Origin of the sequence: Klebsiella sp. RCJ4 (genome assembly GCF_009025755.1) — a bacterium.
GTDB classification, from domain to species: domain Bacteria; phylum Pseudomonadota; class Gammaproteobacteria; order Enterobacterales; family Enterobacteriaceae; genus Klebsiella; species Klebsiella michiganensis.
The window spans coordinates 191936-205761 of sequence record NZ_WCIN01000033.1; the positions used below are offsets into that span (position 1 = coordinate 191936).

At 51.0% G+C, this 13826-nt stretch carries 16 protein-coding genes; 9 read left to right on the forward strand and 7 right to left on the reverse strand.

The features are described 5' to 3' along the window. Positions 1 to 177: 177 nt before the first annotated feature. Both F8562_RS12085 and F8562_RS12090 read left to right on the forward strand, forming a co-directional pair. Positions 178 to 1641: a mannitol dehydrogenase family protein gene (locus F8562_RS12085; protein ID WP_094909324.1), complete on the forward strand. Its 1464-nt coding sequence runs from the start codon at positions 178 to 180 to the stop codon at positions 1639 to 1641. 277 nt (positions 1642 to 1918) lie between these two features. Continuing rightward, positions 1919 to 2350 (forward strand): universal stress protein, encoded by a 432-nt coding sequence (locus tag F8562_RS12090; RefSeq protein WP_014838615.1) that lies wholly within the window; start codon positions 1919 to 1921, stop codon positions 2348 to 2350. 51 nt (positions 2351 to 2401) lie between these two features. Here the strand turns inward: F8562_RS12090 and F8562_RS12095 are convergent, their stop codons facing one another. Both F8562_RS12095 and ydfG read right to left on the reverse strand, forming a co-directional pair. Further along, on the reverse strand, positions 2402 to 3088 hold the full coding sequence (locus tag F8562_RS12095) for a GntR family transcriptional regulator (protein ID WP_014229523.1): 687 nt from the start codon (positions 3086 to 3088) through the stop codon (positions 2402 to 2404). A gap of 90 nt (positions 3089 to 3178) precedes the next feature. Beyond that, on the reverse strand, positions 3179 to 3928 hold the full coding sequence (ydfG, locus tag F8562_RS12100; protein WP_004851244.1) for a bifunctional NADP-dependent 3-hydroxy acid dehydrogenase/3-hydroxypropionate dehydrogenase YdfG: 750 nt from the start codon (positions 3926 to 3928) through the stop codon (positions 3179 to 3181). Positions 3929 to 4099: 171 nt separating this feature from the next. On the opposite strand from ydfG, the gene dcp reads away from it, so the two are divergent. After that, positions 4100 to 6142 carry a peptidyl-dipeptidase Dcp gene (gene dcp, locus F8562_RS12105; RefSeq protein WP_014838613.1) on the forward strand — a complete coding sequence of 681 codons (2043 nt, stop codon included), beginning with the start codon at positions 4100 to 4102 and terminating at the stop codon, positions 6140 to 6142. 365 nt (positions 6143 to 6507) lie between these two features. Continuing rightward, positions 6508 to 6639, forward strand: a complete 132-nt coding sequence (locus F8562_RS29770; protein ID WP_014229520.1) for a small membrane protein — start codon at positions 6508 to 6510, stop codon at positions 6637 to 6639. Here F8562_RS29770 and F8562_RS12115 read toward each other — a convergent pair. Then, entirely contained in the window at positions 6632 to 7261 is a 630-nt protein-coding gene (locus F8562_RS12115; protein WP_032719188.1) for a helix-turn-helix transcriptional regulator, read from the reverse strand. The two genes, F8562_RS29770 and F8562_RS12115, sit on opposite strands and share 8 nt — an antisense overlap. 269 nt (positions 7262 to 7530) lie before the next feature. On the opposite strand from F8562_RS12115, the gene F8562_RS29275 reads away from it, so the two are divergent. Continuing rightward, the gene (locus F8562_RS29275) at positions 7531 to 7947 is read left to right on the forward strand and encodes a hypothetical protein (protein WP_157698321.1); all 417 of its coding nucleotides are present in this window, start codon (positions 7531 to 7533) and stop codon (positions 7945 to 7947) included. A gap of 618 nt (positions 7948 to 8565) precedes the next feature. Here the strand turns inward: F8562_RS29275 and F8562_RS12125 are convergent. The 3 genes from F8562_RS12125 to F8562_RS12135 all read right to left on the reverse strand — a co-directional run bounded on the left by F8562_RS12125 (position 8566) and on the right by F8562_RS12135 (position 10890). After that, positions 8566 to 9186, reverse strand: coding sequence for a hypothetical protein (locus F8562_RS12125; protein ID WP_014838609.1), 621 nt, complete (start codon positions 9184 to 9186; stop codon positions 8566 to 8568). Between the two features lie 573 nt (positions 9187 to 9759). Beyond that, on the reverse strand, positions 9760 to 10236 hold the full coding sequence (locus tag F8562_RS12130; protein WP_004851238.1) for a cold-shock protein: 477 nt from the start codon (positions 10234 to 10236) through the stop codon (positions 9760 to 9762). 114 nt (positions 10237 to 10350) lie between these two features. Continuing rightward, positions 10351 to 10890 carry a DUF2058 domain-containing protein gene (locus F8562_RS12135; protein WP_014229516.1) on the reverse strand — a complete coding sequence of 180 codons (540 nt, stop codon included), beginning with the start codon at positions 10888 to 10890 and terminating at the stop codon, positions 10351 to 10353. Positions 10891 to 11053: 163 nt separating this feature from the next. On the opposite strand from F8562_RS12135, the gene F8562_RS12140 reads away from it, so the two are divergent. Beyond that, complete coding sequence (locus F8562_RS12140) at positions 11054 to 11365, forward strand: hypothetical protein (protein ID WP_014229515.1); 312 nt, start codon at positions 11054 to 11056, stop codon at positions 11363 to 11365. Positions 11366 to 11428: 63 nt separating this feature from the next. Here F8562_RS12140 and F8562_RS12145 read toward each other — a convergent pair whose 3' ends face one another. Continuing rightward, positions 11429 to 11701, reverse strand: coding sequence for a DUF883 family protein (locus F8562_RS12145; RefSeq protein WP_004851233.1), 273 nt, complete (start codon positions 11699 to 11701; stop codon positions 11429 to 11431). A gap of 382 nt (positions 11702 to 12083) precedes the next feature. Between F8562_RS12145 and F8562_RS12150 the strand changes: the two genes are divergently transcribed. The 3 genes from F8562_RS12150 (at position 12084) to F8562_RS12160 (ending at position 13818) form a co-directional block, all read left to right on the forward strand. Further along, complete coding sequence (locus F8562_RS12150; RefSeq protein ID WP_014229514.1) at positions 12084 to 12338, forward strand: hypothetical protein; 255 nt, start codon at positions 12084 to 12086, stop codon at positions 12336 to 12338. A 28-nt stretch (positions 12339 to 12366) separates the two neighbouring features. Then, positions 12367 to 12627, forward strand: coding sequence for a hypothetical protein (locus F8562_RS12155; protein ID WP_014229513.1), 261 nt, complete (start codon positions 12367 to 12369; stop codon positions 12625 to 12627). 102 nt (positions 12628 to 12729) lie between these two features. Beyond that, positions 12730 to 13818 (forward strand): AAA family ATPase, encoded by a 1089-nt coding sequence (locus tag F8562_RS12160; RefSeq protein ID WP_014838607.1) that lies wholly within the window; start codon positions 12730 to 12732, stop codon positions 13816 to 13818. Positions 13819 to 13826: the final 8 nt, after the last annotated feature.

The window sequence follows — 13826 nt, forward strand, 5'->3', positions numbered from 1 at the left end:
TAGCCCGGCATTTTCACTCTTTTATTCTCAGAAATACCGAAAGTATAACTCGCCCGTCTTCTTGTATGGTAGTTGATAAAAGTCAAAGATATCGTACCAATTGCATGAGATGGTTTATTTCACCAGCCGGTTCCCACTTACCGTGGGGATCCAGAAATCATAAATATGAGAGCCACCATGGAACATATGCTATTAACAGCGAACGCCACGCTGCCAGCTTACGATCGCAACCGTCTTATTCCACGCATCGTTCATTTGGGCTTTGGCGCATTTCATCGCGCTCACCAGGCGGTATATGCCGATATTCTGGCGACAGAACACGGCAGCGACTGGGGCTATACCGAAGTGAACCTGATCGGTGGCGAGCAGCAAATCGCCGATCTGCAACAGCAGGATTTACTTTACACCGTCGCCGAAATGTCGGCGGATGCCTGGACCGCCCGCATTGTTGGCGTGGTCAAAGAGGCGATGCATGCCCACGTCGATGGTCTGGAAAGCGTGCTGGCAAAAATGTGCGAGCCTCAGGTCGCTATTGTGTCATTGACCATTACCGAAAAAGGCTACTGCCACTCGCCGGCCAGCGGTGAACTGCAGTTAGATCACCCGTTGATTGTTGCCGATTTGCAAAACCCTCATCAACCGAAATCCGCGCCGGGCGTGGTGGTAGAAGCGCTGGCACGCCGTAAGGCGGCAGGTCTGCCGGCCTTCAGCGTGATGTCCTGCGACAATATGCCGGAAAACGGTCACGTCATGCGTAATGTCGTCTGCGCCTATGCCCGCGCCGTGGATGCCGAATTAGCCGAGTGGATTGCGCGCAGTGTCACTTTCCCTTCTACTATGGTTGACCGCATCGTACCGGCGGTGACTGCCGAAACGCTGGAGAAAATTGAACAGCTCACCGGCGTTCGCGACCCGGCCGGCGTCGCCTGCGAACCGTTTCGTCAGTGGGTCATTGAAGACAACTTTGTCGCCGGTCGTCCGCAGTGGGAAAAAGCCGGCGCTGAGCTGGTGTCGGACGTGCTGCCCTTTGAAGAGATGAAGCTGCGCATGCTGAACGGCAGCCACTCGTTTCTTGCCTGGCTGGGCTATCTGGCGGGATACCAGCATATTAATGACTGTATGCAGGACGAAAACTACCGTCGCGCCGCGCGTGCGCTGATGCTGGAGGAGCAGGCGCCGACGCTGAACGTGCAGGGTGTGGATCTGGCACGCTATGCCGGTCTGCTGATCGAGCGCTATAGCAACCCGGCGCTGAAGCACCGCACCTGGCAGATAGCGATGGACGGCAGTCAGAAACTGCCGCAGCGGATGCTGGATTCGATTCGCTGGCACTTGGCGCATGGCGGCGACTTTACGCTGTTGGCAATGGGCGTCGCGGCCTGGATGCGCTATGTCAGCGGGGTGGATGACCAGGGGCAGGCGATTGAAATCTCCGATCCTTTACTGCCGGTGATTGCGCAAACCGTACAGAATAGCGCAGACGGCGAAGAACGCGTGCGCGCACTGCTGGGTATTGAGGCTATTTTCGGTGCCAGTCTGCCCCAGGAGAGCCGTTTCGTGAACGCGGTGGTTCGCGCTTATTTATCCCTGCAGCAGCACGGCGCAAAAGCGACCGTAGCGGCCTGGGCTCAGGCAAACTAATTTATTTCACCCGCGTGCCGCCGGTCCCGGCGGCATTGCCCTCATGCTGTATCCCTGAACGCTTTTCCCGCCAGAAATATATTTCCCGTCAGGCGCAATCTTTGATCCAGATCGTTGAATATACATAACTTTATCTAACAACAGTTAAGTATAAATAACTGATGTTTATTTTAATGAATTAAAAATTTATCTGGATGATTATTCATTCTCCTGGTGAAGTAAATATGGCATGATGAGTTAACTTACTAAGTTTCCTCAGAAAAAAGGAGAACGGACTATGTACAAAAAAATTTTGCTGCCCGTAGACGTTTTTGAAATGGATTTAAGTGACAAAGCGGTTCGCCATGCTGAGTTTTTAGCATCAGCGGATGAAGGGGAGATTACGCTGCTCAACGTTCTGCCGAACAGCAGCAGCTCAATTTTACGCGGTTTTGCGGCCGATATACGTAAGTTTGAGGCCTATATGCGTGAGGAATCTGAGAAAAAGATGAAGACGATATCCCGTCTTTTCTCCATTCCCGCCGGGCGGATTCATTCCCGAGTGGCCTTTGGCAACGTGCGCGATGAAATTCTGGCGGTGAGCGGCAATGAGGATTTTGACGTCATCGTTATTGGTTCCCGCAAGCCGGGTATATCCACTCATCTTCTTGGTTCAAACGCTGAGTCGATTTTACGTCACGCTAAAATACCGGTTCTGGTTGTCAGGTAAGAGTCATCATCAATCTCTCGCGGCAGATAACCTGTTCTGCCGCAACTCGTTTTATTCCTCGCTGAACCAGTCGCTGTTTTCCTGACGAACAAGCAGCACGGACTCGCTAATTTCTTGCAGATGCAGGCGCATGGCTTTTTCAACCGCATCCGGATTGCGGGCGACCAGCGGCTGGAAAATATCATAGTGCTGACGCAGCATCATATCGGGCGGGGTCACATGATCGAGGCTCATATAGCGCACCCGGTCAATGGTGGCTTTAATATTCTCGACGGTATCCCAGGCGAGCTGGCAGTCGGCGATTTGCGAGAGCTTCTGATGAAATTCGTCATCCAGCTGGAAAAAATCCGTTAACTGCTGCCGCTCCACCGCCGTACGCTGCTGATTGAGATTTTGCTCAAGCTGGTAGAGCTGTTCATCATTCACCATTCCTGCGGCGCGTCGCACCACGGCGCATTCGATGGCCTGGCGGACAAAACAGCCGTTACGCACCTGCGAGAGCGAGATTTTATTCACATAGCTGCCGCGCTGCGGACGGATCTGAATTAAGCCATTTTCAGCCAGTTTGATAAAAGCTTCGCGTACCGGTTGCCGGGAAACGTCAAAGCGCACGGAGACTTCTTTTTCCGAAAGAGGGGTGCCTGGCGGGATCAGACAATGGACGATATCCCGACGCAGGATACGATAAATTTGCTGATTAACGGGCTGTGTCGGATTCAGGTGTGCTTCTGCGGCCATGGATGATTACTTTTATATGAGGTATTTGCGCTATTTTACGCGTTTTTTGTCTTCCAGCCCAGACCCGGCCCGCGGGCCGGGTTACAGAGCTTAGCCCTGGCGGTGCACGTTCAGTCCGGCAAAACTTTGGCTGACCGGCATGATTTCCAGGGTATTAATGTTGACATGTTTTGGCAGGGTTGCGACCCACCAGACCGCTTCGGTGACGTCTTCCGGAGTCAGGGCCTGAGTATTTTCGTAAGCTTTCTCGGCTTTAGCATCATCACCTTTAAAGCGCACGTTAGAGAATTCGGTGCCGCCGACCAGACCGGGCTCAATATCGGTCACGCGAAGGGCGGTACCGTGAAGGTCGGTACGAAGATTGAGGCTGAACTGACGCACAAACGCTTTGGTCGCGCCGTAGACGTTACCGCCAGCATAAGGCCAGGCGCCGGCGACCGAACCGATATTGATTACGTGGCCGCGATTACGCTCAACCATACCCGGCAGAACGGCGCGGGTCATATACACCAGCCCTTTGTTATTGGTGTCAATCATGTCTTCCCAGTCTTCAATGTTGGCTTTATGCGCGGGCTCCAGTCCCAGTGCCAGCCCGGCATTATTGACGAGAACATCAATCGCCTGCCAGTCTGCCGGCAGTCCGGCAATCAGCTCTTCAATGGCTGCACGGTTGCGCACGTCCAGCTGGGCGGTATAAAGGTTCTCGCCCAGCTCATCTTTAAGCGTTTTCAGGCGTTCTTCGCGACGCCCGGTGGCAATCACTTTGTGACCGTTAGCGATAAAACGGCGAGTAATGCTTTCACCAAAACCCGCTGTTGCTCCGGTAACCAGGATAATCATCTTACTGTTCCTCAACGATTTTTGTGTCTTCATACCATAGCACGCGATCCCGGCGACGGGTAATGGAAATCACCAGACCTTCCCGCCGAACGCGGCGGTGAACAGAGTAATCATTGCGGTCAATCAATGAGTTGCCTAATCTTACAGAATAATCGTGTTCAGGAGATGAAGATGTCGGAGAACAATCCTTTTTTTAGCGTCAGTCTGCTGCCTTATCAGGCGCCGCGTTTCGATTTGATTGACGTGAGTCATTACCGTCCGGCCTTCGACGAGGGCGTTCGTCGCCAGCGCGCAGAGATTGCCGCCATCGTGAATAACCCGCAGCCGGCTGATTTTGCCAACACGCTGGAAGCCCTGGAACAGAGCGGCCAGCTGCTGGCTCGGGTAACCAACGTCTTCTTCGCGATGGCGGGCGCGGAGACCAATCCGGCCATTCAGGCGCTTGATGAGCAGTTTTCCTCTGAGCTGGCGGAACTGGCGAATGATATCTGGCTCAACGATGCCCTTTTTCAGCGCGTGAAGCAGGTGTGGGAGCGGCGAGAGTCGCTCTCCCTTGACGCCGAATCCCGACGTCTGCTGGAGGTGACCTGGCAACGCTTTACCCTTGCGGGAGCCACGCTTGCGGACGATCAAAAAGCGGCGCTTCGCGCGTTGAATACCGAAGCGGCAGCGCTGCAAAGCCAGTTTCAGCAGCGCCTGCTGGCGGCGGTAAAATCTGGCGGTCTGGTGGTGGATTACGCTCATCAGCTCGCGGGGCTTAGCGACGATGAAATAAGCGCAGCGGCAGAAGCCGCGCAGGAGAAGGGATTAGGTGGGCGCTGGCTGCTGCCTTTACTCAATACAACCCAGCAGCCCGCGCTGGTTTCGCTGCAGGACCGGCAGACGCGAGAGAATCTGTTTGCAGCAGGCTGGACGCGAAATCAGAAGGGCGATGCGAATGACACTCGCGAGCTGGTACTGCGGCTAGCGGAGCTCCGCGCGCGCAAAGCGCAGCTGCTGGGCGCTGATGACTTCGCCAGCTGGTCAATGGCCGATCAGATGGCGGGCGATCCGGCAGAGGCGTTTGCCTTTATGCGGCGAATCGCTCCGGCGGCGAAGGCGCGGGCCGAGCAGGAGCTGGCGGATATTCAGCAAGTTATTGATAATGAAGGCGGTGATTTCCGCGCGGCGGCGTGGGACTGGCTCTATTACGCCGAGCAGGTGCGCAGGGCGAAATTTGCCATCGATGAAGCGCAGCTCAAGCCCTATTTTGCCCTCGACCGCGTCCTGCGCGACGGCGTGTTCTGGACGGCGACACAGCTGTTCGGTATTCGCTTTGTCGAGCGATTCGATATTCCGGTTTATCATCCGGACGTGCAGGTATGGGAAATTATCGACGCTAACGGAGAGGGAATTGCGCTGTTCTACGGCGACTACTTCTCGCGGGACAGCAAAAGCGGCGGGGCGTGGATGGGCGTATTTGTTGAACAATCCACCCTGCGTGCGCAGCATCCGGTAATTTATAACGTCTGTAACTACCAGAAACCCAAAGCCGGACATAGCGCGCTGCTTTCCTGGGATGAGGTCATCACCTTATTTCACGAATTTGGGCATACCCTGCACGGCCTGTTTGCCAGCCAGAAGTATGCCAGCCTGTCGGGAACCAATACGCCCCGCGATTTTGTTGAGTTTCCTTCACAGATTTATGAACACTGGGCCAGCGAGCCGCAGGTATTTGCCCACTATGCGCGGCATCATCAAACCGGGGAAATCATGCCGGCCGCGCTGCGCGACAGCATGTTCCGCGCGGCGAAGTTTAATAAAGGCTACGACATGAGCGAACTGCTCGCAGCGGCGCTGCTGGATATGCACTGGCATAGCGTGAGGGAGGATAAACTCCCGGACGATGTCGATGCGTTTGAAGCCGCGTCCCTGCGTGCGGAGAATATGGATCTGGCCGCCGTGCCGCCGCGCTATCGTAGCAGCTACTTTTCGCATATTTTCGGCGGCGGCTACGCCGCGGGTTATTACGCCTATCTGTGGACGCAGATGCTGGCGGATGACGGCTATCAGTGGTTCGTTGAGCAGGGTGGTTTAACCCGCGAAAACGGCCAGCGCTTCCGCGAAGCGATTTTGTCTCGCGGCAATAGCACTGATTTAGCTGAACTTTATCGCCAGTGGCGCGGACACGATCCGCAGATTGAGCCGATGCTGGAAAACCGCGGGCTGAGTTAGTCGAGCGTTTTGACGAGCAGAAGAAGACCGGGCGCAGCGCCCGGTTTTTTATCCAATTTTTCTTTCCCCAAACTCTGCAAAACGTCTCCGCCCAATTTAGCGCCCTCGGAATGGTTTGTCCTGTTATGGTAATCCCGTGCATCGACGCGCTGGCCACTTTTGCATAAAAACATGAAGCCCGGCATAAAGTGTTTTTTAGCGAAAAATAATATTAATATATTAAATATAGCTTCCTTGTAATATTAAGAGTTTACTTACATTGTTGCATGGATTTCTTAAATTTAATAAGCGAACTTGCTCTGCGAATGTTCTTCACTCTATCATCTGTCTTATCTCTTGCATATCTTTTATTGAACGGATTAAGTATGGCTAATATATTGCTTCTGGTATTCGCGGTTTTTTTATTGCTGGTTTCACTGATTTCTGGATTTTCGTATTTTAAAGACAGAAAAAAGCAAAAGTTGAGTTTTAAAAGCAAGCGTATGAAATTCAATTAAAATAGAGAGATGTTCTTCTCATAACGATGGAAGAGAATCTGATAAGCTCCTGGTTGTTTTCTAACTGGAATTTCTTCATTATTCGCAATTTATGGGAGTATACGGTTCTGTGATCGATGCCCAGGTTTTTTGCTGTTTCATTATTGTTAAGGCCAAGATTTATGGCATTAATGATTTTTAGTTGCGAACGACTCAATGACTGATGCGGGCATTTTAAACAGCGATTCTTCTCTATCGTTATACGTTTCTTATCGCCCGCGATAAATTCATCAAAGAGAATAGACAGGTTTTTTTTGATTGTTTCAAGGCTGTTTTTATGAAATAAAATGACAGCATTTTGAACGCATAAAGGCAGCAGGCAAGGATTAAACGTTATTTCTTTTTTGGTGAAAATTACCACCGCTGGACACTCTGATTTGTATTTTTTCATTTCCTGGCATAATAAATACTCGCCAACCTCCATCTCAGTAAAAATTATGTCTGGTTTTGTGAGGTGATCTTGTATGTTGTTTCTTTGGAAACAAAGGTCGCTTATGCCTTTGGTGCTGGAAATTTCTTGGGTAAGTTCCTCTATGGCCTTTTCTAAATAAATGTTTTTGGTAATGATGGCGATTTTTAGCATGATTTTCTTATTTTTAAAAAGACGGTGGGAAAAATTTCGACCGCCGTATGATGTTTTATTTAAGTAACGCCTGATGACATTAGGATATTTCTTATTTAATATAATGGCAATAGGTTTAAAGAAAGAGTGGCTTTACTTTTTAATAAAAATTCGCAGCCAAATCAGTACTTTGTGTAGGTGGTTTGTTTGTTTTTCAGCATTTTTAATCGCACTAAATGCCAAGATTTGTTATGCCACTATTAATTTGCATTCACGGTTTTTATTAATTAATGGCAATCATTCAGAAAATCATTATGAATATAGCATCCAAAGCTAATCTTTATCGGCGTCCATTGAATCATAGGGCGAGACGCTATTCGTCATTTAACGGCATGCATGCCGTTGATTTGATACTTCCACCGCGTAGCTATCCGGGACGCGTTGAGCAGGGCGGTTTAACCCACGAACAGGGCCAGCGCTTCCGCGAGGCCATTTTGTCTCGCGCCACGGGTTTTGATTTAACTGCGCTTTATTGCCAGTGGCGCGAGCGCGCTGTTAAGAGTGAACTGATGCTGGAAAACCGCGGTGTCAGGGCATGGCTAAAATGCATTCGCATTCGATTTGACCTTAGCGATAAACCTTTCTGTAAGGGACAAGCCTTCGATGATTTCCTTATCGACTACGGTAATTCCGTATTGGGCAATTAACTCCAGCAGTCCGTCATAGGTCTGTATGAGCTCCAGAAGGCTGTAGATTGTTTTGCGATCGGAAACGGAGGGCATCTCAGAGTTTGCTGAAGATTGATTAACAATCCACTCAAGATTGGCTTTGATTTTTTCTATATCAAGGTAACTATACATATTTCATGGGCTTAAATCCTCATTTCAAGATTTTTTTGAGAAAACGCGTTTCTGACTTCACAGGAAAAAGCTATTGAATAACATCCAAAAACTCTGTTCTGAGAGATGTCGATGATCAAGCCGGATGGGGGCTAGCTGCAGAAGCGGTCATGTCCAAAAGCGCTGCTACTGGCGTATCCCCTAAAGAAGGGCGCGATGTGCGTAGACTTCATTATGGAACGGATCGCCGATATATCAAGAAATCAGCGGATAAAATGTGAATAAGTAAATTTTACTGCGGATAAGGCTGCTCACCTGCAAACCGTATGCAAGAGCTGCAGGTGAGCAATGTGCTATGGAGGCAGTACCATAGCGGCAAAATTTTAGCCTCGCGCTGTGGGCAAAACCAACAAAGCGTTTACCGCCGGGAACATTTTAGGACTTACCTCACTCATCACCGTGCGCAAGGCAAATGAAAACAGGGTATCAACGGGGCTCAATATGATGTCTGCCCCAGGTTCCGCGAAAATTACGATAATGGCCAAAAGAGGCGGTGAGACAAAGCATATAGCCAAATGATTCGCAGCCTTCTTCGACGACATTTTTTACCACTCTGACATATCCATCATTGAGAATTGCATGCCATAAGCCCTGCATGCCGAAGAGCCGAGAGAAGACCAGAATAGCCAACAGGCCGCTGATTAATACGCCGTACCAGGGTGTACGGGTATATTGCGCCAGCTGTGCCAGGGTTTGACGATAATGGATAAGTGGATAAATTAAGGCTAACAGGGCTGCAGTCAGCGCAAACCACAGCCAACTGCCGTGAGAAATAAGATCAAAAAGGGCGTCCAGCTCACGAATGAGCATGGCAAGGAAAAAGCCGCCAACAAGAATATGACAGTAGCGCATGGCGCTATACTGCTTCGCAAGCCGAAAATGAATAAAAACGATGGCCGTTAAAACCAGCTCCTGTACAATTTCGGTGAGTGATAATTCAGAAATATTATAATCCCAAAAGTGGATATCGACCCAAAGGCACAATACCACGAATGCGCAGGCAGAAGCCGCGCCAAGAAAGAAGAGCAAGCTTTTAAATACAGTCATTAATATCACCCATTTTGTTTACGGCTAACAGGATAAATGACGATGATGTAAATGCTGTTCACTTTGTGCGGTATATACCCGTTATACTTCAAGTTGCCTGTGCGTTGGCTTTGTTACTCGGCCTGCGGCTTCGCCCCTTGGGGCCAGCGTAAGCGCTGTTCAAGGCACGAGTACCTTGTCCTGCAACTCGAATTATTTAGGGTAATAATAACCTTTTTAACAGCTAATGCGGATTAGCGTATTTTGCGTCATGTTTTACGGGCATAACGCGAGCGCGACTGGAATAAACCGAGAGGCAGGTGGATATTGGCTGAGGGAGGGAAAATTATCTGGTTAATAAAGGACGCAGATCCCGGCGTCCCATTGCGGATAAAGAACAGAACGGCTGGAATTACCCAACGGTGCTTCGCTTGCACGAGTCCAAAGAAATTGCGCGGCAGGTTGTGACTCTGGTATTGGCAGGCCGGGTAAGGCGTCAGCCGCCACCCGGTGAAGATCCGGGGAAGATGTTTAAACAGGTTTGTCATCACTCCCAAACCGGGCGCAGAGCCCGGTTTGTTGAGCCATACGCTTTCACACCTTAAGCAGTTTTACCGTGGCCTCAATGTCTATCTCATCTTCCGAAAAGATGAGGGTGGTTCCCTGGAAGGTGGTAATGGCCAGCTTTTTCACCGAGCGCATTTCGCCAGGCTTAGCGGTGGATTTTGGCCTGATGTTTCCCATCAACAGGCCTACGGAAAGGACCGCATTCTCTTTGTCGATGCGGGCATCGGCGGGCTCTTCCTCGCTGTACACCAGGAAAGATTTGATCGATGTAAGCTTAATCCGCTCGCCTGCAATATAGATATATTTGCTTTCCGGCAGGACTTTTACCGCATAGGCTGACAAACCCTTGTTATTGGTGGTGGGTTCGAAAGTGACTGCTGCATCTTTTTTAATGAGTTCAGGGTTGGCAACCTTAATCACATGAAAATAGCGATTATCGCCGTTTTCATCTTTGATAAATCCAAAACCTTTATCTTTAAACCACGTTGTGATCGTTCCGTTCATCGCCGTTACCGCCTGGTTAATCGTTTATCTACTCAATTTTTGCCGCGCGCAGTGTAAAGCACAACGCCTGCGCAGACCAGGCCTGAATCGCCGGTCTGCGCAGGCCCGCATTGCTTACCACATTAAATCATCGGGAACTTTAAAATCAGCATACGGATCGTCTTCGTCCTGCTCTTCCGCACTTAGCGCGCTGTTTAAGACAATGCTGCTGGCGTCGCGCTGGGCGATTTTATCGGCGACGCTTGCCGGGATAATCGCGTATTTGCTCTCGCCGTCGTTATCGCCGGCCAGACGCGCAATGGCGAGACGGCCGCTAATCAGCTGTGCCTGGGTGGGTTTATCCACGGCGATTTTTTTAATGAAGTTGTTATCCGTGAAGTTAAAATCAATATTGCCTTTTGAAATATCGATTTTATTCATTTCAATAAGCTGCTTAACCTGCGCTTTATACTCTTTCGAGAGCGCCGCCTGCTTTTGCTGCTCGCTAAGCTGCTTATCTCGCTCAAGCTGCGCTTTTTTATTCTCTTCCACTGCTTCTCTGGCTTCGCGAGCCTGAACGCGGGACTTTTTCGCCGTTCTCTGAACTTTGGCCATTTTTTTGCTGGTCACTAACCCGGCTTTAAGCATTTGTTCTTGTAAGGTGAGTTTTGTCATCTTCGTGTCTGAATCCGCTGAATAATGAGTGAGATTATACCTGCAAATGTCCGGGATGTACCAGGCGGTATGATGCGCATAAAGCAATTGCATAAAAAATCACTATTATCGCCATTTGTTTGCTATAAATGCATCTTTATTGATTTTTTTATGAGGTGTAGAGATGATTGTCAGAACCTGGCATGGTTGTGTTCCCGTTGAGTTTGGCGATGCGTTTGCGGTTCATTTGCAGGCGACAGGCGTACAGCATTCCCAGGGCATCAGCGGCAACGCGGGGGCGTTTGTCAGACGGGAAACGCAGGGGGAGTGGGAACACTTCTTCCTGGCAACGTACTGGCACAATCTGGATGCGGTCATCGCCTTTGCCGGTGAAGCGTATCATGTCGCAGTGACCTATGCGGATGATGAGCAATTCCACCTGTTGTCCGACCCTTACGTTTTTCAGTTTGACGTAGCTGAAGTCGTGGCGATTTGAGTCAGCGTTAGCATAAGCGCGCCGCAGGCAAAAAAATTAAGGCCCAAAGGGCCTTAGAATGGGTTATTTCCGTCCCGCCAGTAAACCAATCACCAGCCCGATAGCGCCGGCCGCCAGCAGCCCGGTCAGCGGATTTTCCCTTACGCGCTCGGAGACCTCTGAGACGGCATCCGACGCCTGAGCGGCGTACTTACGGGCCGCGCCTTTTAGCTGATGTTTAGGCGAATCAACCGCATCACCAAATTGCTGCTGGGCTTCCCCGGCGAATTCATTGACTTTGTTGCTCACTTTGTCCGCCAGATTCTGCGCGTCGTTTTCATACTCTTGTGATGACATGGGAGTCTCCTTTCGTTTGACTTATTTAAGTCTAGTGGCTAACAAGCGAAGTACAAATGCTCAGCCGTCGGCGAGCCTCACTCCAGGAATTTTCCACAACGTCCGGGATATAAACCAGGCTGCAGTTTCTGCCACAAAAGTGCTACACTCTGGCGAAAAAAAAACGTCACCAGAATGGGGGGATTGCCGTCATTTCAATTGATTAAGGTAATTCTTAGATATAAGATCCGTCGGGCGCGGGGGCAGGAAAGGCAGCAATTCATAAATAAGAACTATTGATGTTCACAATTCCTCTTTTTTCCTTCATCATTTGTCAGCTTTTACTCCTAATAATCAGCGCTTAGCTCAGCATAAGAAAGAAATTTTTTTACTCAAGGCCGGTATGAACTATAAGAAAGTACTGAAGAACACGTTGCTGCTTGCTCCCGTGGCGATCCTGAGTCTGCAAACCCCAGTCTGGAGCGCAGAGGCCACGAAAACGGCGACCTGCCAGAAGGCGTCGCCTGCGGTGGACAAAGAAGGCGTGCCGTTACCGCCCGTTGTTGGTAAAGAGGGCGCTCAGCCGGCCTCCGCTAAAGACAAGTCCGGCCACGGTGGCGCAACGGCCAACTGTCAGCCTGCGGCCATCGAAAATTAATCATTGACCTCAACCCGGGAGGGACATGGTGCACCCGTTAATTAAGGTGATGCTGGTTGGAGGGAAGGGCGACGGCCTGATGGTTAGCGTTGCCGATAACGCGACGGAGATTTCCGTGACGCCTGCGCAGTACGGCGCGAAATCCGGCCAGCCGCTGAGCTACAGAATCGTATCGCAGACTATCGACGATGAACGCTATTTTTTCGGCGTTTTCAACGAGAGCCATGAGGATACGGACAAACTCAAAAGAGTCGCGCTGACCCGCGGCATGAAAAAACTCTTCAGCTAAGCCGGAGCCGGGCGGCAAGCTGTCGTCCGGTCCGCGCCTGTTTTGTTTTCCTTTCGCCTCCGATACAGTAGCGCCAAACGCTTTTATCAGTTTCGGGAATCTATGATTAACCATATCCGGATAAAAAATTTCAGATCGGTCAGGGATATTGAGCTGGAACTCGGTGCGCTGAATATCGTTTTTGGCCCCAACGGCTGCGGTAAATCCAATATCTATAAAGCCATCCACCTGTTAACCGCCTGCGCCGACGGGAAGTTTTCCGGCTATATCAGCGATGAGGGCGGGCTGGAAAACATTATGTGGTCCGGGCCAGGCGCGCCGACCGACCGCTTTCCGCGGCGGCTGCAGATTGGCTGTCTGACCGACGAGTTTGACTACCAGCTGCAGGTGGGTTTTCCGGAAAAGCTGCCTTACCCTACCCAGTTTCAGCTGGATCCGATCGTTAAAGAGGAGTCGATCTGGCTGGCGGGATTTTCCCGACGACCTTCATCGCGCGTGCTGGAGCGTAAAAACCAGGCGGCGTTCCTGGTGGATGTGAATGGCGAAAAGAGTACCTTTACCGACGCCATTTACGAGAATGAATCGATTTTTGGCCAACTGGGCGAGCCGCACCGTTTTCCTGAGGTCTCGCGGGTCAGGGAAACCATGCGCCACTGGCGCTTTTATCACGAATTCAATATTGGCAGACTCTCACCGCTGCGACACCCGACGGTAGGCTACCGCTCGCCGGTGCTCGACAGCGATGGGCACAACCTCGCCGCCGCCTTTCAGACCATCGTGGAAATCGGCGCCGAAGAGCTGCTGCATGAGATCCTCGGCGAAGCGTTCCCGGCGTGTACCTTTTATTGTGAAAACGAAAACTCGCGTTTCTCGATGAAGATGCGCCGTAACGGCGTCTGGCGGCCTTTACTGGCGGCGGAAATGTCCGACGGCACGCTGCGCTTCCTGTGCCTGGCGGTGGCGCTATTAAGCCCGCGCCCTCCGGCATTTCTGGCCATTAACGAGCCGGAAAACAGCCTGCATCGCCAGATGTTCCCGGCGCTGGCCCGGCTGATTGTCGAAGCGTCCCGCTATAGCCAAATCTGGTTAACCAGCCACTCCGCCGAGCTGGCTGAGCTGATTTCATCGATGGCGGAAGCGCGCCTTTACGGGCTGGAAAATAGCGACGGGGAAACGCGGATCGCCGGCTAGCGGCAACT